The sequence below is a fragment of the Bdellovibrio sp. HCB209 genome (assembly GCF_047306065.1).
In the GTDB taxonomy this organism is placed as follows: Bacteria; Bdellovibrionota; Bdellovibrionia; order Bdellovibrionales; family Bdellovibrionaceae; genus Bdellovibrio.
Window position 1 is genome coordinate 475,054 of the sequence record NZ_CP178618.1, and the last position, 17,729, is coordinate 492,782.

Consider the following 17,729-nt stretch of genomic DNA (forward strand, 5'->3'; position numbering starts at 1 on the left):
GGAGAGGTCTGTCATTCTTACACGGGGCTATCTTTTATTCTCAACTCATTCTCAGTTGGCGTTCACATGTTTACATCACGGTGCCGCAATTTGACGTTTGTGAAGCCCAGCTATATGACTGCCGCCATTGGAGAATTTAAATTGATTATGCGTGTTATAGCCCTTTCCCTCCTTCTATGTTCGCAGGCCTTTGCCCAAGAGAAAACTGTTAATGAGGTGACTCCAACGGTTCAGGCCGTTGCTCCAGCTGCTTCGTCCAGCACAACACCTGCACCTACACCGGGTGGTACACCAGAACCGACAACAACTTCTGAGGCAGATAACAACGCTCAAGGAACTGTTGTTGCTTCTGTTCCTAAGAACTCAGTCGAAGCATTCCCTAAGTTGAGCTTTAAATCTTACGGTTACTTTACGTTCTCCCAGCATGAAACTTTCAAGGCTGTTAACGACCTGACAAAGTACAACCGTCGCAAGATGGATTTGGCAGAGATCGCGTTCGAGGGAACTTACGATCTTACTCCGTCCAGTAAAATTGAATTTGAAGTTGAGATCGAACACGGTGGTGTGGGTACAGCGATGGAATTCGATCCCTTTGAAGAGTTCGGTGAGTTTGAAACCGAAGTTGAAAAGGGCGGTGAGGTTGCACTGTCAGAATTCGTTTACAAAAAGTCTTTCGATACTACCGGTAGTGCTTTGAAAGTCGGTAAGTTCCCATTGTTCATTTCATTGGGTTCTATTTTGACGAAACCAGGCAGAACTCCTTCGATCCTAACTTCTGATGTTGAAGCGGCGATGATTCCGTATCACTGGAACGAACTAGGTGTTCAGGTTGAGCAAAAACTTTGGATGTTCACTGGACGTTTGGGCATGGTGAGTGGTTTGAACTCCGAGTTCTTCCGCTCTTACTCTTGGGTCGGCGGTGGTTACCAACGTCAATTTGAAAATGTAAATGCTGATGACTTGGCAACTGTTGCCAGTCTTGAATACGGCAGTGTTTCTAAGGGCACTGGTATTGGTCTAGCTTACTACGGTGGTAACACTGCTGGAAACCGCTACAAAAAAGACAAACTGTCAGTGGATGCAAACCTGCAAATCTTGTCAGCATTGGTGAACTACCGTATCTGGAGATTTGTCATCACTGGCCAAGTGATTCATGGTCAGTTGGATAACTCAGATAAAGTGGCTCTTGCGAATTCCACTTTGGGTGGTTTGGCAAAACCGAAATCTTTTGCGCCACTTGGTCACAAAGCAGAACTAGAATCTGCGCAGCTTTCTTACGACGTGTTTGAAGGTGGCGATCTTGTAGTTTACGCAAAATACGAACACGTAAATACATTCGCAGAAGTTGAAGGCACGATCCCTGAATATCCTCGTTACGATTGGACTCGCACATCTGCGGGTTTGATGTGGGCGTGGGATAAAGGTGCCTTCATGAAAGCTCAGTACGCAGAAGACGTGACAGAGCTTACGGGATTGCCAAGAACGAAATGGATCGGCTTGGCATTTGGATTTGATATTGCAAAGTTTAATTAACGGTTAATTAAAAAACAGGAGATGAAATGAAAGCTCTTAAGTTAATGACAGCGGCTCTAGCGTTGGTAATCGGCGCAAAAGCAACAGCTGCTTCGAACCAAGAAATTATCACGCACGTTTCTTACAACGTGATCACTGCAACTTACATCGAACTTGCTGAAGCAACAGTTTCTTTGAAGCAAGCGATTGATATCTTTGTTGCAAACCCTAACGAAGCAACATTGGCACAAGCTCAAGCAGCTTGGCGTGGTGCTCGTATGCCTTGGGAAGCTTCTGAAGCTTTCTTGTTCGGTCCAGTAGATTCATTGGGTATCGATCCAATGCTTGATACATGGCCTTTGAACAAATTGGATCTTGATGCTGTTTTGGCTTCTGGCAAAAACATCACTCCTGAAATGATCCGCTCTTTGGGTACAAACCTTCAAGGTTTCCACACTATCGAATATCTATTGTTCGGTGATGGTGTTCACACAAATACAAAACCAATCTCTGCTTTCACAGCAAAACAATTCCAATACCTTCAATCAACTGCGCAAGTTGAAATGGAACATGCGGCGGCTTTGGCTCACGCTTGGACGACTAACTGGAATCCAGAAGACGCTTCTGCTCCAGGTTACGCTGCGATCTTGGCTCAACCAGGTTGGAACAATCAGTTCTACACTTCTGAAGCAGCTGTTTTAGAAGAGCTTGTTAAAGGCATGATCGGCATCGCGGACGAAGTTGCCAACGGTAAAATCTCTGACCCAATGGGTGGCGATATCAACTCTGCTAACATGGCGTTGGTTGAATCTCCGTTCTCTTGGAACTCTTTGAACGACTTCACTTTCAACGTTCGTTCAATCTATTCAGTTTACACTGGTACTTATAGAAACTCTCAAGGCCCAGGCGTAAAAGCATTGGTTGAGCGTCACAATCCTCAATTGGCTCAACAAATCGAACAACACATCTTGGGTTGCATGCAGTTGATCCAAGCGATCCGCCCAGCGGGTGGTGGTGATTTCGGTCAAGCGATCTTCACTCCAGATGGTCGTGAGCGTGCTGCAAAAGCGATTCAAGCATTGAATCAGCTTCAAGCGGTTTTGGAACAACAAGTTCTTCCACTAGTGGATAAATAGATAATATATGAAAACATCGACTCTTATTTTGGCGATTCAGTTTTTTCTAGGTGGGGCAGCAGTGGCTGCTCCCGCTATCGATATGGACTACGTAAATGCAGTTATGTCCGGTGGCGAGACTACTGTGATCTTCAAAAGAGAGTCGATTCAGGCATTCCGCAATCCTGCGGCAAATTTGTCTGAAGAAGAGGTTCGCCGTCACATGACTGGCGACGCTCTTTTTGAGAGAAATTTTTCTGATGATCCGACTCGTTTCGATCACGGGTTGGGACCTGTATTCAATAATACAAACTGCAATGCCTGCCATGCTAAAGACGGCCGCGGCGCTTTGCCAGTGATGCCAATTGGCCAAGAAAAAGTTTTGCTTCGTCAAAATGAAGCTGTGTTTTTGCGTATTAGTATCGAGGACGGAGTAAAACGTCCTAAGACCGCTGCCAACAATTGGGGCGCACCAGTTCCGGTTCCTGGTTTTTCTGATCAACTTTTCCATTTGGGTTCTTTGGGTGTGCGTGAGGACATTCCGGGTGCAGGCCAAGCGCAAGTTTGGATGAGCTACGAAAAGTCATCATTCACATACCCAGATGGGACGACTGTAGAGTTGCGTAAGCCGATCTTCACGATCACAGGCGCTTACGATGAATACTTTGACTCAGTAACGGGACAAACTCGCAGCCGCCTTTATGAAAAAGATGTGAAAGCGGGTCCTCGTATGGGAACGCCGATGATTGGTTTAGGATTGCTTGAGGCGATCAAGGAATCAGACATTCGCGCGTTGGCAGCTCGTGATCTGTCTGCGGAAGGTGTTAAAGGCTCTGTGAACATGGTTTTTGATATCGAAAAAGCCATGAGAGGCGATGCTTATCCTGTATCTATGGGCCGCTTTGGTCTTAAGAACAATACGCCCTCTGTTTTCCATCAATCATTGGGTGCTTTGCGCGGTGATATCGGTGTGACGAACTATGCTTTCCCAGCAGAGAGCATCGCTGGCACTCCGTTGTATGATGCTTTCATGGCAACGCGTCCTCCATTGGTGGAGCCACAAGCTTCTAATCAAGTGGCTGATGATTTGGTTTACTACTCTCAAACATTGGCGGTTCCTTCTCGTCGCAATGTTGATAACCCAGTGGTTATCCGTGGAGCTAACTTGTTCAATCAAACAAGTTGCACAAGCTGCCACCAACCAAGTTTCGTGACGGGTCCACATCAAATTTCTGCTTTCTCGAATCAAAAAATCTATCCATTTACGGATATGCTTTTGCATGACATGGGGCCGGGCCTTGCTGATGGTCGACAAGATTTCGATGCGACGGGTTCGCAATGGAAAACTCGTCCTCTATGGGGCATGGGTCAAACTCAGACGATCAATCCTCGTGCAGGTTTCTTACATGACGGTCGTGCACGCACGATCGAAGAAGCGATCTTGTGGCACGGGGGTGAAGCTGAGTATTCCAAAACCAAATTTACTCAGTTACCCAAAGACGATCGTATCGCTTTGATTCAGTTCATCCGTTCATTATAAAACCGGACCTTGAAAAACTAGAAACTCTCCTTCCAACTCGGTTATAGTAGTGGAAAGCCTCTATTGGGGTTGGGAAGGGGGTGGTCTTATGGTTAAAACATGTGACATAACCAAGGCGGAGGTGTTGGCTTCTTAGCCGACTGGGCCTTCGCCGAGGATTCGAAAGAATTCTACACATTAAAAGGCGGCTCGAAAGGCCGCCTTTTCCTATCCAGCTTGATCAAGAAATCTTGAAAATCTAGCCCTCGTATTTTAGTTCTAAGCCTCTCCTAAATATCCGAAATTCCGATAAATTCACTGCATGATGGACGATCAAAACGACGGCAGTGAAATACCGGATTTATCTGGGTTGATAGACTTTGAGCAAATCGAAGAGGTTGCTCGCGTCTTTTTTGAGGAATCGAAAGAGATTCTCGACGGCCTCGATCCGTTGATCATGAAGCTTGAAGAAGCTCCTAACGATATCGAACATATCAACGTTCTATTTAGAAAAGTCCATACCATCAAAGGCAGTGTTGGTTCTGTTCCTGGCGGGCAGTTGCTGGCATCTTTGTCACATGAGTTCGAAGCTCTTTTGAATCGCATTAAGCGCGAATCACAAACTGTGACGAAAGAGTGTATTGATTTGTTTTTGCTAAGCTCGCGTCTGATGAAGACTCTTGCGGATGCTCTTCGTGAAAAACGCGACATGTACCCTGAGGAATTGAGTGAGGTGATCGAAACCATCACTCGCTATAGTAACTTCCAGTTCTCGGGTATCGCTCCTAAGAAAGCCAAGCGTGCAGCAGTGAAGGCAGCTATATCACCTACAGGTGAAGATGGCGTGTGGATGTCCACGGCTCAGCTGAATGAAATGCTTAGACTTTCTGGCGAGCTTTTGGTGTTGAAGAATTTCTTTTCGATGATGAATCAAACGGTGAACTTCAGAGCTCAGCCAGAGCTTTTTGAACGTCGCCAAACGGACTTCACTCACAACTTGAATAAGATCACCGATCAATTCCAAAATCAGTTGCAAGTCATCCGTAAAGAAAAGGCCGAGGAAAGCTTCCAAAGCGTTCCAGTGCTAGTTCGTCAAACGGCGACTGAGCTTAATAAGACCGTGAATCTTGAGATGACGGGTCTTGATTTCCTGATTGATAAATCTCTTTCTAAAGATATCTCTGAAGTGCTGGTGCACTTAGTGCGTAACTCGATCGATCACGGTATCGAAGATCAGTTCGAGCGCGCGGTGGCGGGTAAGCCATCCATCGGCCAATTAAGCATTCAAATGAGTGATCACAATGGCACAGTTCATGTGGTCATGAAAGACGACGGTAAGGGATTAGATCGTGACAGAATTCTGCAAAGAGCTCTGACCAACGGTTTGATTGCCCCTGAAGAAAAAGACACCGTCAGCGATGAAGAAATCTATAAATGCATTTTCGAGGCAGGTTTTTCTACTCGCGAAAAAATCACGACAGTATCTGGGCGTGGTGTGGGTATGGATGTCGTTTCAACATTGGTTGAAAAGTACGGCGGAAATATTTCAATTGCGACTAAACCTGGAGAAGGCACATCGTTCACGATGACATTCCCGGCGCCTTCGCACATTTTGGTTGAAGCTGCGATGGTGGCTTCGTGGAATGGTTTCCAGATTGCTTTGCCTTTAACATCAGTGGCTCATATCGAGTCTTGCCACAGTCTGCAAATGAACCATGTGGATCATTTGCGCTACTGTCAGTTCCATAATCACACGGTTCCATTGCTCACTTACCAAGAGATTCGAGAAGATCGTCTGATCTTGAGTGAAGAAGATGTTCAGAAACTGACGGCGATGTTTGTGCGTGTGAAGGGTTCTGTGTTTGCGATCTTAGTAGATAAGGTCGAGGCGCAGACGGATCTTGTTGTTAAAAATTTCGGTCATATCATCCGCGAACAGAAAGGCTTTAAGGGCTTTTCGATTCTGGCAGATGAAAAAGTCACTTACGTTGTGGACCCGGAACAAATTCTGGCGTTGTTAAGCCACTCCGTGAGTATGGAGGCGGCAGCATGAGTGACTTTCTGAATGATGACTTTACGTTAGAGTTAAAAAAGTACTTCCTGGATGCGACTTTAAAAGAAGTCGAATCATTTACAGATCTTATCGATGAGAGCACCCTTAAAAAGGTCACAGTCGAGATCCGTGAAAAAGCAGAGTCTTGGTTGGTGGATGCGAAATCCAATGAGTTTTCGCAACTTGAAGCTTGGCTGACAGACTTTAACGCCAAACTGGATTCATTGGACTCTGTAGAGCAAATGCAAAAGGCTCTGGGGCTTTTGCATAAGTATCTGTCTGCTTTATTGGTCGATGGAAAAGACTCTGTCGAACTTGCGGCGCAGTTCCCATTGGTTGCACAAAGCAGCCGTGAGGCCTTGTTCTTACACTGTAAGACGGGGAGCCAGCAGTTTGTGGTTCCTATTCAAAATGTTATTGAGATCAGTGGAGTCCTGCCTATGTATCCGTTGCCTGACAGTCGTCAAGGTTTGGCGGGCGTTATCCCATTTAGAGGCGAAGCTGTTCCCGTTGTGGATTTGAAATCCTTTGGGTTTCATTCTTCTGAGACAAAGAAGTTCTATTTTGTGATTTGTGAACATGAAGGCACGCGCTTTTCATTACAAGTTACAGAGACTGACGAACTTCTGAGCTTAAAAGATAAAGATATGCAAAACTTAAGTGATCATCCCACAATGCTTTCCGTACCTTTCATCAAGCAGTTCTTTGTTAAGGACGAGCACAGTGTGATGGTACTTGATATTGAAAAATTGGTGGCTGCATGAATTCACATTATTTGTTTCCTGGCAAACTGGCTGCATTCAAAGAAGAGACGATTATTTCCACTCTTCTTGGCTCTTGTGTAGCGGTGGCGATCTTTGATCCAACAACTCAGATTGGTGGCTTGAATCACTATCTTTTGCCAGATGCACAACCTTCAGAACGCGCGAATTCCCGTTATGGAAATCATGCGATTCAGATGTTGGTTGATGAATGTGTTAGGCTCGGTGCGAATCGTGGCAAGCTACAAGCCAAAGTCTATGGTGGTGGGAACGTTATTTCCGTTTCTTCCTTGGGCGATGCTATCGGTAAACGTAATATCGAACTTGCTGAAAACATGCTGCGCGAGTTGGGCATTCCTGTCACTGAAAGAAATGTGGGCGGAGAGTCTGCGCGTACAATTAAAATGAATACAGCGACGTTTGCAGTTTTGCATAACGTAACTAAAGAGGGCAGTGCTGATAGCCCTGTCGACGTTTCGGGTTTCAAACCCCTAGCGGTCGCAAAAGGTGTGAAAGTGTTGGTTGTCGATGACTCCGCGACGGTTCGTACTTTGTTCACAAATATCTTTACGAAAAGTGGTTTGGAAGTCGTTGGTGCTGCGGCAGATGCTTATCAAGCCCGTGACCTTATCGTAAATAAAAAGCCCGACGTGATGACTCTCGATATCGAGATGCCGAAAATGTCAGGCGTTATGTTTTTAGAAAAAATCATGAAACATCACCCGATTCCAGTGGTGATGGTTTCTTCACTGGCTAATACCGGGGAAGCAGCGTTGAAGTCCTTGGAGTTGGGCGCTGTAGAGTTCGTACATAAGCCTTCACAGTTTGACCCACAAGTTCTGAAAGAACTGGCAGAAATGCTAGTAAGTAAAGTTCGTGCGGCAGCCTCTGTAAATATCGTTAAGAAAATCAAAGAAGCACCAGCTCCAGAAGTGCGTGTTTCGGCTCCGACTTCGGCAGTTCGTCGTGCGGCGGAACTTAAAGTCGTCGTTGTCGGTGGTAATGCCGGGAGTGCAGATGCGCTCGAAAACTTTATCAGTCGTTTGGCAGCGGATACTCCACCAGTGGTTGTGTCTTGCAGTACGGTTGCGAACTTTGTGACGGCTTATATTTCGAAGCTCAAAGCGAAGTCCAAAGTGACGCCTGTACAGGGTAAAGATGGCGACTTCTTGAGAATGGGACATGTTTATTTTGTACCGTCTGAACATCACGGTAAAATTGTGACAGGTCCTCAAGGCCCAGTATTAAAACTTGAAAAAGGGGCACCTGTGGCCTCTCAACTGCCTTCCAGTAACGTGTTATTCCAGTCTGCTGCAAATTCCTTTGGAAAAGGGGTTTTTGCGGTTCTATTAGGAGGATTTGGAACTGACGGCGTGAATGGACTCACTGAGGTGCAAAAGCTCGGTGGCGCAAGTATCGTGCAGCATCCCGAAGAAGCTCAGTTCCCTTACGGTCCGCAAAAAGCCATTGAACTTGGTGTGGCGGATGAGGTACTAAAAGCTGATGCTTTGGCTGCGTATCTTATGCAATACCGCAACCAAAACTTGTATTAATACTCCTCCAAGTTTTGAGGTCCGTTTTGGAAATTTTGAATTTCGTTTCTGGAGAGTTCACAGCCTCCGGAAACCAAAAGACATTTGCGAAGCTCTCTCCATTTGATAATTCCGAATTAGCACAGGTTTCTGATTCCGATGCGATGGATGTGATTCGTTGTCTGCAGAGTTCTAAAAAGGCCCTCACTGCATTTGAAACTTCGACTTTAGAGCAACGTGCGCAGCTTTTGAATAAGCTTGCGGACTACTTTGAGCAGAATGCTAAAGAGATCGCTTACCAAGAAGCTCTTCATCAGGGCTTGCCACAAAGCTTCGTTTTAAAAAACAGCGTACAAATTGCGATCTCTATCCTGAAAGACACGGCTCAAGATCTTTTGCAGCCATTGCCCTCTGGTAAGTTCGTAAAGGCTTCAGGACTGGTGGGAATCATCACTCCTTGGAGTTTGTCTTTGCGTTTGGTGACGGAGCGTTTGGCTCCAGCTTTGGCAGCAGGTAATGCTGTTATCATCAAAGTATCTGAACAATCTCCGATCACTGCAAAAATTCTGGGTGAGGCGTTCAAAGCCATCGAGCTTCCTGCGGGACTTGTGCAAGTTCTTAACGGCGGAGCAGATGTGGCTCAAATTATCGCGGGCCATCCGGGCATTCGCGCTATTGCAGCTGCGGGTAAGTCTTCAACGATGGAAGCTATTGCTAAGGCTGCTTTGCCTCAGATGAAGAAACTTCAGTTGAGTGGTGGAGCTAAGAACGCAGCGATTGTTTTGAATGATTTCGATTTTAAAAATCGCATGAATGAGATCATGACTCCGTTCCTATTGGGACAAGGGCAGATGTGTTGGAATATGACTCGTCTGTTTGTGCTAGATTCCTTTGCCAAGGAATTTAACGAAGCCTTGACCACTTTCTTGCAGGATTTGAAACCTTTGACCTCGCCTGAGGGTGATTCGATTTGGACTCCGCTGATTTCAGCGGATCGTGCGGCAATATTAAATCAGAAAACTCAATTCGGAGTTTCTGAGCACGGTAAAGTTGTGGCTCAGCCAAACGCGGAAGTTACTGGAAACTTCGTTAAGCCGACATTTATGTTGGATTTGCCGAACTGTTCGGTCATGCAACAAGATGAGCTCTTTACGCCTTTGTTTTTGATGACATCAGTGAAGTATCAGCATGAGGCCGTGAAGTGGACGAATACCTCATATCTAGCCCACTCTGCCATTGTATGGGCGCCTCAGGAGAAATTCCTGAAGGTTGCCGAGAAATTGGAAGTAGGGCAGGTCAGTTTGAATTCTTGGATGACAGAGCAATCTATCGTGGGGATCAAACAATCCAGCTTTGGTATTCCAGATATGTCTTGGTCAGGTGCTTTTTATTCGGACGTAAAAAAGTTGACGATGGCGCCATAACGTCAAAGATGTGACGAAATGGCATGTCGGTTTGTTGACGCGAATTAGTTCAAAATGTGCGTTCGTGCACGAGTTTTGACATCACAATGAGAGCAAAAAGCCTCTTCAGTAATCTCCAAAATATTCGGAGCAGACACGTGTCGTAGTTCAAGGACAGTGCCGCAAAGTATGCAATTGTTTTGGGAAATTATAAACTCGCGGTGCTTAGGCGTATCTGTTTTCTCGAAATAATTGATCTTAGTGTCTTCCATTTTGCCTCATCCTTGAACTGTCGATCCCGCATCCATGCAGGGAAGCATCTACGTGCCAATGCAAGATCCGTTCACAGGCCAAAGTCCGGCAATGCCATCGCCATCCGGATTTTTTGCTCATCGGTTAATGAGATGAATATGGTGATGATTTCGCACGCTACTGAGTGATCTGCTGCCACTGGTCTGTGGCATCTCAATCTTAATTAAAAGGAACATCCATGAAATATAAGTATGTTGTGGGAGTCATCGCGACGCTCTGTCTATCCGCCTGTGTGGAAATACGTGATAAAGAGGAGGAGCAAGAAGTTCTGGTATATAGCGCAAGCAATATCACAATTGATGAGCCCTATGTGTTAGTTGATGGCGATTTGATTCCCGTTCGATCACTGTCCCAAAACGTACGTCATCTGTATGTGGACTCTCAGAAGCCTTTTGAAGTTCATCTCGACAATCTTACTTTTAAACCGGGTGGTGTGATTTACACCATGGGATACAACGTCTCCTTTAATGTGGGGAATATGATTACTCAGGGTGGTTTAATTACTTCGTTTCCGGAAGGTCATCAGGCACAAGGCGGAGCCGACGGTGTAGGCGGAGGAAGACTCGAGTTGAATATTCAACATGCACGCGGCGAACTTAAGGTGATCATGGTAGGAGAGTCCGGCGCTAATGGTCTTTCTGGGAATGCACCGGATGAAGCACTTCAGGCGAAACCGAATCCGGCGATGATCTGCAATAAGGGACTCCCTGGATATCCAGGTGGGAATGGAACATCCGGCGGCTCTTCGGGAACTTTAGAGATATCCGTAGAGGATGACTCGAACTTTGAGTTGTCGGTAAAGGTTCAAAGTGGCCGAGGAGGTTTGCCAGGTAAGGGAGGGCAGGGAGGTAATCCATTTCCTTACAATGGCTGCTTTCCTCAGCATATCGGAATGCAGGGGCCAGACGGAGCTGCGGGTAAAGAGGGTGCTTTAGAACCCCATTGTGTAAAACTTGGAGATCGAGAACGGATCTGCAAATACAAATAGAAATAAAAAAGGCGCGAGGTGATCGCGCCTTTTTTATTTTATAGATAACTTGTTTTGAGTTTTGATTCTGATTCGTAGCGCTCGAAGGCGAGTTTGATCAGATTTGTGATCAAGTCTTTGTAACCCAATCCGGAAGCTTCCCACATTTTTGGATACATGGAAATTTTAGTAAAGCCTGGGATCGTGTTGATTTCGTTGATGTACAACTCACCATTTGGTTTCAAGAAGAAATCCACACGAGTTAAACCATCACAGCCCATAGCTTGATAAGTTTTCTCAGCCATCGCTTGCAGGCGTTTTACCGTCTCTGCATCGATTTCAGCAGGGATTTTCAACAAAGCCCCATTGTCGTCCACGTATTTTGCTTCGTAAGAATAGAATTCGTGTTGAGGGATGACTTCACCAGGCAATGAAGCTTTAGGTGCATGGTTGTGGCCCATCACGGAGCACTCAACCTCGCGGCCTTGAATGAATTCTTCAGCCAGAACTTTGTAGTCGAATTGGAAAGCGTCTTTCAATTTAACTTTGAAGTCTTCAGCAGATTTGATTTTGTGTACACCCACTGATGAACCCGCATTTGCTGGTTTGATAAAGAATGGCGTGCCAAGATTTTTAACGATTTCGTCGTAAGAGTTTTCTTTGTACGGAGTGAGCAACATGTACTTAGCGTTTGCAATTTTAGCATCCGCCAAGATGTGTTTCATCACGGCTTTATCCATGCCCGCAGCAGAAGCCCATACGCCGCAACCTACGAACGGAATGTTAACCATTTTGAAAAGGCCTTGGATCGTACCGTCTTCACCCATCGTTCCGTGCATAATCGGGAAAGCGCAGTCTAAGGAAGTTTTAGAGCTGTTTTTCAAAGAGAACAAAACAGGTTTTCCGAATTCATTGATCAACGCTACAGGCTCTGCATTGGGTGGCAAAGCTTTGTCATCAATCTTTGTTACTTGAGCAAAGACTGTTGAATCTGGAAAACGGTACCAAGTTCCATCAGAGCTGATACCGATAAGGATTGGATTGAAGCTTTCTTTGTCCAAAGCATCTGTAACGTTCTTTGCAGAACGCAGAGAAACTTCGTGTTCTGCTGATTTGCCGCCGAAAATAAGTGCGATTGTCTTTTTCATGTTTAATCCATCCGTGAGTTAAAACGTTCTATCAATAAAGAGTGCTTTGTCCTTAAGCCCACTCAACCAGTTCGTGTGCCAGTCCAAAGATTCCGGCAAATACTTCGTTCGGTTTTGCATTTCCGTACATGTAAGCAGGAGTGGTTACAACTTTTGTTTCGCGATCTGTGATGTAGTCATCAACTGGGCACTCTTCATGTTGTGCGCCGGTTTTTTGAATCTCTGCCGCTGTTGCAGCATCATCACCGATAGTAAGAGTGACTTTTTTCTTACCTAAAACTTTTGCCAAAAGAACAGGGGCGATACAGCAAGCACCGATCGGTTTGCTAGCCTCATAGAATTCTAGGATCACGCGCTTAACGTCTTCATTGACGTCACACGCGGCACCTTTTTCAGCCCAGTTGCAAAGATTCTTAGCGGCACCGAAGCCACCTGGGAATGCGATCCCATCAAAGTCTTTTGCATGCAAAGACGCTAGCGGAGAAACTTCGCTGCGAGCAATGCGTGCAGATTCTTTCAAGACATTGCGTTTTGCACCAGTGGCAGATTTACCAAGGTGATCCATTTCATTGAGTTCGATGTCGGGAGCAAAGCATCTGACTTCAGCACCAGCTTGATGTAGAGCGATCAAAAGACTGACCGATTCTGTGATTTCAGTGCCATCCAAATAACCGCATCCAGAAAGTACGACTGCGATCTTTTTCATAAAAAAACCTCCCGAGAGATGCTTTCACTCTACAGGAGGTGTCTAAGTCTGGCAATCAAGTGCTGGTTAATTCTGGCTCGTAGTACGTTGAAAATTTTTAAGACGGTTGCACGTTGTGACAAGAACTTTTGTGGATGAATTCGGAATCTGTACAAGACCTCGTGAACAATAATCCAGAACGCGTGGCAAGAAAGGCAGGTCTTGGGTCATCGCCAGTGTGTAAGTGACCTTTTGTTTTTCAGTCACATCACCTGTTTTTAGAACGATCGACCAATCAAATGTCACTTTTTTAACATTCAGTTTGCAATTCGCAAGTCCACCGCAGTTTGGTTGCTGCTGAATCAGCTTTGGAGCAACGCGAACTTCGGTTTCTTTCTTAAGATTTGCACATTTGATTTCACAACTGTCGACTTTTAATTCGTCTTTGCAATACTTCAAAAGGTCATCAGTCATGACACATGCATTTGCCAGCATCAGAACGCGTTCAAATCCCAAAGTCAGTTGATAGTCATCGGCCATCACTTTGACGTCAGAGGACTTTGCATTCAGAACGGCTTTTGCTGTGGCAAGAGCAGAGCTTTCGCTCGACTTTTCTTTTTTAGAAGCGGTTTGGACTGGCGCAGGATCTTCAGAGCTGGTTTTAGTCACCGTACGGTGATCTTCACGAGTCGACTGAGAAGCGTTGTCACCTGAAATAACTGCTGTTTGATAGAGGAATGTATAATCGTACTGTTTCGGTGTTTCCGTGATATTAGAGATCGTAGTTCCTTCTTGCAGAACCAAGCGAGCATCCATCGTATCAATTTGCTGTTCAGTTTCTTGAAACAGGAAATCACCTTTAAGCATTGTTAAAGGACTGACTGTTCCCCAGGCATCAACCAAAGCTCCGCTGACTTCTTCTACCGATGAAGGAATTACTTCATCTTCGAGCTCAGGTTGCTTCATGCACGACAGTGATCCCGCAACAATCGCTAGGATCAAAAGTTTTTGGAAGGGCTTATTCATATAGAGTCCCAACCCCATACCCACAGATGCAGAGGCATGATTTTTTCAAACTTTTGCACGGTTTCTTCTTTGAAAATACCGATGGCGCGATAGTCGATAGGGCCGAACAACAGACGAACCATATCAGTTTCATTATTGATCGTGTAAAGATCCTGACCGATACCGAAAACATAGTTGTCGGGATGTTTTTCTAAAACGAAATCAGCAATTCCTTCCGCGCGGAAAGCGCGTTTGATTTTTGCTGAGAACTGATCAAAGTTTACGATTTTAATCATGCCTAGGAAGCCGCTGTTTTTTGTAACAGGACGAGTTTCCAACTCACGAATCAAGTTTTGTGCGTGTTTAGGACAGATGATTGTGAATGGAGTTCCTTTTTTAGCGCGGATGAAGCTTAGCAAAGACAAAAGTTTTGTCGTAGAGCCGCCCCATTCGTGGATGTAACCACCCAAATCGATACCTTTGCCTTCAATCGCATAAGCAGCCAGTTGACCGTTTGGTTCCCAGGCTGTGTAAATCTGAGTTTGTGGGATGCTCAAGAACTTGCGAGTTTCCTCGATCGAGCGCACAGAGTTCACGGAATGTTGTGAATACAGGCGATAGATCGCATCTGGAGCAATTCTAGTATCTGTAGAGTAAGAAAGATTACTGATTGGCATATCGAAGTTGTCTTCGATCACGAAGCTGATCTCGCTGCCAGCCAGTTCGAAACCCATACGGCGATAGAAATCGAAAAGATCAGTCCAAAGGATCGCGATGTCGCAAGATTGCTCCTGCGCAGATCTTAGGCAATCTTTGATCACAGTTGTGCTCAAACCCTGGCCACGGTGTTGGTCGTCTGTTACGACGGATCCGATCGCAGCTACTTTATAGATGATGTGAGGAGACTTAATAATAAGAGGTTTCAATACCGCATGGGAAAGCACGCGCTCCTCATCCGCAATAATACGCATATTGTGCAAGTTGTTAGGCGTAAATGCGGTTGGGTACTCGGCTGCAATGGACCAAGGGGCTTCTGAGCGAAGTTTTTTATTCAAAAAATCCAAAACTTGGGGAAGCTCGGTTTCCCTAGGCGAACGTGGTCCTTCCATGAACCCTCCTTTTGACAATCTCCTCTAGAATACCGGGATTTGGGGCTGGACCCCAGTGATTCAACAAATTAGGCCCTGAAAATGCGACACAAGTCGGGAAGGTCAGTTTGACAGGAGGGGGTAATTCCTTATATTTAAGGGCCTATTAGGGAGAAGTTCATGGCTGATAAGGGTCAAAAATGGTCGGAAAATAAACCGGGTAAAGTATTCGTGGATCAATCTTGTATTGCCTGCGACGCCTGCGTTTTGACTGCGCCTAAGAACTTCTCTATGCACGAAGAAGACGGTCACGCCTTCGTATCTAAGCAACCAGAGAGCCCAGAAGAAGCTGAATTGGTAAAAGAAGCCATCGAGGGCTGCCCAGTAGAAGCTATCGGCAACGACGGTGACAATTAAGAAAAAGGCTCCTCTCAAGGAGACTATTTCCCTATTAAAGCGTTACTATCCCGATGCTCATTGTGCCCTTGATCATAAAAATCCCTTTGAATTACTGGTAGCTACGGTTCTTTCCGCGCAATGCACGGACGAGCGCGTGAATATGGTGACCCCAGCACTGTTCAAAAAATACCCCACTCCCGAGGCTATGGCGAAGGCGCCACTTGCGACCTTGGAATCCTTGGTGCGTTCTACGGGATTCTTTAAAAACAAAGCTAAGAATTTGAAATCAGCCGCCAACGATTTGGTGGAAAAACATGGGGGAGAGATCCCTCAAGATCTTGAGGCTTTAGTCCAGCTCGCGGGTGTTGGGCGTAAAACCGCCAATGTGGTTTTGGGCAATGCTTTTGATATTCCAAGTGGCATCGTTGTGGACACTCATGTGACACGTCTTTCAAATCGCTTGGGATGGGTCAAAACAGAGAACGCTGTGCAGATTGAAAGAATATTGTGCAAAGTTGTGCCCGAGGAAGATTGGATTCTTCTCTCTCATTTGTTGATTTCTCATGGTCGAGCTATCTGTAAGGCGAGAAAACCTGCTTGCGATCATTGCTTCCTTGAGACGACTTGCCCGAAGCGCGGAGTCTAGGCACAATGATCACATGTTTGTTTCATTCTTTGAGAGCGTTAAATACGTAGGTCATCTTTTACCCATTTCTTTTTTAAGAATATTCTTGGGTTATTACTATCTTGAACAAGCTTTGATGAAATACCGCGGAGATTTTTTAACTCGTCCGCGTATCGCAGATCTTATTGCAGAATGGCTGCCAAGCAGTCACGCTCCGAACTGGTTTAAAATTTTCGCGAGTGCACAGATGATTCCAAATTGGCAGACAGTGGCATTCATTATCGTAGGATTGGAGTTCGCAATCGCGATCTCTTACATCCTGGGTTATGTTGTGCGCCCGATGGCTTTGTTGGGAATTTTGCTGTGTGTGATGATGTTGTTTTTGTCGGGTCCTGGCCACGAAGATTTCTATAAAACATTCTTAGCGATTCATTTGATCCTGGGTTGGGTCGGTGCCGGTCGCTGTTTGGGCTTGGATTATTATTATTTTAAACGCCGCCGCGGTATTTGGTGGTAATTCCACAGGGCATCTATGAAGAACTTCATTATATTTCTAGCAGTGGTTTTTCTTGGTTTGTTTCTGGCGGTTTTAAATCGTACGGAAACTAGCACGGGCGCCGGCAATATGCCGACTCTTCGTGTATTTGGATATTCGTCTTTCACCGGTCGCTTTGGACCGGGGCCGGTTCTTAAGGCAGAGTTTGAAAAATCTTGTAACTGCAAAGTGGAATTCATCGAGGGCAGTGACTCGGGGATTTTATTGCAACGTTTGAAAATCGAAGGCGAAAGTCTGGGTGCTGATCTGGTTGTGGGCTTAGATCAATTTGATCTTTCCAAAGCTACAGCAGAACAGCAATGGCGCAAAATGAGTTTGGGTAATCTCAATGTCTATGACGTGGTGAAGCCAGCTCTGGCGAATAATAATTTTGTTCCATACGACTGGGGTGCATTGACGTTTGTGATGCGCACGGGGGAGCTTAAGAAAACTCCGACAAAGTTGGATGATCTTTTGGATCCAGAGTTGAGCAAGAAAATTTCTTTGCAAGATCCTCGCACGAGCTCTCCAGGAATGCAGTTCTTGTATTGGTTGGTTCGTTCCAAAGGTGAAGAGCAAGCGTTCAAGTTTTTGCAAAAGCTAATGCCACAGGTTCATAGCTTTTCTCCGACGTGGTCTGCTGCATACGGTATGTTTACTTCTAAGCAGACAAAGCTCGCATACTCCTATGTGACGTCGCCTTTGTATCATGAAATCGAAGAGAAAAAGAAAGACTACCAAGCCTTGGTTTTTGAAGAACCATTGCCAGTGCAGTTTGAGTTCGTGGGTATTCCAGAGTTCTGCCGTCATTGCGATCTGGCAGAAAAGTTTGTGAACTTAATGCTTTCTCCTGAAGGTCAAAAAGCCATCATGGAAAAGAACTATATGATGCCCGTGATGAAGGGCGTGCGCGACGGGACTCCTTTCGCGGCAATTCCTGAGTATAAGTCTATGCCGGAATTTGAAATCATGCCGACAGCTGAAGTGGACCGTTTGTTGAAACGTTGGACTGAAGTTCGCAGAGGCGATCTCAATTGAGCCTTCGTAAGGTCCTGCGCATCGCGCTGGTT

General features: G+C 45.6%; 16 protein-coding genes. 12 read left to right on the forward strand and 4 right to left on the reverse strand.

What is annotated here, in order from left to right:
- Positions 1-147 precede the first annotated feature (147 nt).
- From ACLVWP_RS02405 to ACLVWP_RS02440, 8 genes are all read left to right on the forward strand, one after another.
- A complete protein-coding gene (locus ACLVWP_RS02405; protein WP_413559836.1) occupies positions 148-1,533 on the forward strand; it encodes a hypothetical protein in 1,386 nt (461 codons plus the stop codon).
- A 26-nt stretch (positions 1,534-1,559) separates the two neighbouring features.
- Positions 1,560-2,648, forward strand: coding sequence for an imelysin family protein (locus ACLVWP_RS02410; protein WP_413559837.1), 1,089 nt, complete (start codon positions 1,560-1,562; stop codon positions 2,646-2,648).
- 7 nt (positions 2,649-2,655) lie between these two features.
- A complete protein-coding gene (locus ACLVWP_RS02415; RefSeq protein ID WP_413559838.1) occupies positions 2,656-4,167 on the forward strand; it encodes a di-heme oxidoredictase family protein in 1,512 nt (503 codons plus the stop codon).
- A 301-nt stretch (positions 4,168-4,468) separates the two neighbouring features.
- Positions 4,469-6,199: a chemotaxis protein CheA gene (locus ACLVWP_RS02420; RefSeq protein WP_413559839.1), complete on the forward strand. Its 1,731-nt coding sequence runs from the start codon at positions 4,469-4,471 to the stop codon at positions 6,197-6,199.
- A complete protein-coding gene (locus tag ACLVWP_RS02425; protein ID WP_413559840.1) occupies positions 6,196-6,963 on the forward strand; it encodes a chemotaxis protein CheW in 768 nt (255 codons plus the stop codon). Before ACLVWP_RS02420 ends, ACLVWP_RS02425 begins: the two co-directional genes overlap by 4 nt.
- The gene (locus ACLVWP_RS02430) at positions 6,960-8,513 is read left to right on the forward strand and encodes a chemotaxis protein CheB (RefSeq protein WP_413559841.1); all 1,554 of its coding nucleotides are present in this window, start codon (positions 6,960-6,962) and stop codon (positions 8,511-8,513) included. The genes ACLVWP_RS02425 and ACLVWP_RS02430 overlap by 4 nt, the downstream gene beginning before the upstream one ends.
- Before the next feature lie 26 nt (positions 8,514-8,539).
- Positions 8,540-9,916, forward strand: coding sequence for an aldehyde dehydrogenase family protein (locus ACLVWP_RS02435; protein WP_413559842.1), 1,377 nt, complete (start codon positions 8,540-8,542; stop codon positions 9,914-9,916).
- A 469-nt stretch (positions 9,917-10,385) separates the two neighbouring features.
- Positions 10,386-11,195 carry a hypothetical protein gene (locus ACLVWP_RS02440; protein WP_413559843.1) on the forward strand — a complete coding sequence of 270 codons (810 nt, stop codon included), beginning with the start codon at positions 10,386-10,388 and terminating at the stop codon, positions 11,193-11,195.
- Between the two features lie 38 nt (positions 11,196-11,233).
- Here ACLVWP_RS02440 and ACLVWP_RS02445 read toward each other — a convergent pair whose 3' ends face one another.
- From ACLVWP_RS02445 to ACLVWP_RS02460, 4 genes are all read right to left on the reverse strand, one after another.
- Positions 11,234-12,322 carry a D-alanine--D-alanine ligase family protein gene (locus ACLVWP_RS02445; protein WP_413559844.1) on the reverse strand — a complete coding sequence of 363 codons (1,089 nt, stop codon included), beginning with the start codon at positions 12,320-12,322 and terminating at the stop codon, positions 11,234-11,236.
- 52 nt (positions 12,323-12,374) lie between these two features.
- Complete coding sequence (gene elbB / locus ACLVWP_RS02450) at positions 12,375-13,028, reverse strand: isoprenoid biosynthesis glyoxalase ElbB (protein ID WP_413559845.1); 654 nt, start codon at positions 13,026-13,028, stop codon at positions 12,375-12,377.
- 66 nt (positions 13,029-13,094) lie between these two features.
- A complete protein-coding gene (locus ACLVWP_RS02455) occupies positions 13,095-14,033 on the reverse strand; it encodes a hypothetical protein (protein WP_413559846.1) in 939 nt (312 codons plus the stop codon).
- The gene (locus ACLVWP_RS02460; protein WP_413559847.1) at positions 14,030-15,121 is read right to left on the reverse strand and encodes a GNAT family N-acetyltransferase; all 1,092 of its coding nucleotides are present in this window, start codon (positions 15,119-15,121) and stop codon (positions 14,030-14,032) included. Before ACLVWP_RS02460 ends, ACLVWP_RS02455 begins: the two co-directional genes overlap by 4 nt.
- A gap of 159 nt (positions 15,122-15,280) precedes the next feature.
- On the opposite strand from ACLVWP_RS02460, the gene ACLVWP_RS02465 reads away from it, so the two are divergent.
- The 4 genes from ACLVWP_RS02465 to ACLVWP_RS02480 are packed head-to-tail and all read left to right on the forward strand — an operon-like array spanning position 15,281 to position 17,697.
- Positions 15,281-15,517, forward strand: coding sequence for a ferredoxin (locus tag ACLVWP_RS02465; RefSeq protein WP_413559848.1), 237 nt, complete (start codon positions 15,281-15,283; stop codon positions 15,515-15,517).
- On the forward strand, positions 15,507-16,145 hold the full coding sequence (nth, locus tag ACLVWP_RS02470) for an endonuclease III (RefSeq protein ID WP_413559849.1): 639 nt from the start codon (positions 15,507-15,509) through the stop codon (positions 16,143-16,145). Before ACLVWP_RS02465 ends, nth begins: the two co-directional genes overlap by 11 nt.
- 13 nt (positions 16,146-16,158) lie before the next feature.
- Complete coding sequence (locus tag ACLVWP_RS02475; RefSeq protein WP_413559850.1) at positions 16,159-16,641, forward strand: DoxX family membrane protein; 483 nt, start codon at positions 16,159-16,161, stop codon at positions 16,639-16,641.
- Between the two features lie 15 nt (positions 16,642-16,656).
- Complete coding sequence (locus ACLVWP_RS02480) at positions 16,657-17,697, forward strand: thiamine ABC transporter substrate-binding protein (protein WP_413559851.1); 1,041 nt, start codon at positions 16,657-16,659, stop codon at positions 17,695-17,697.
- The last annotated feature ends 32 nt before the right edge of the window (positions 17,698-17,729 follow it).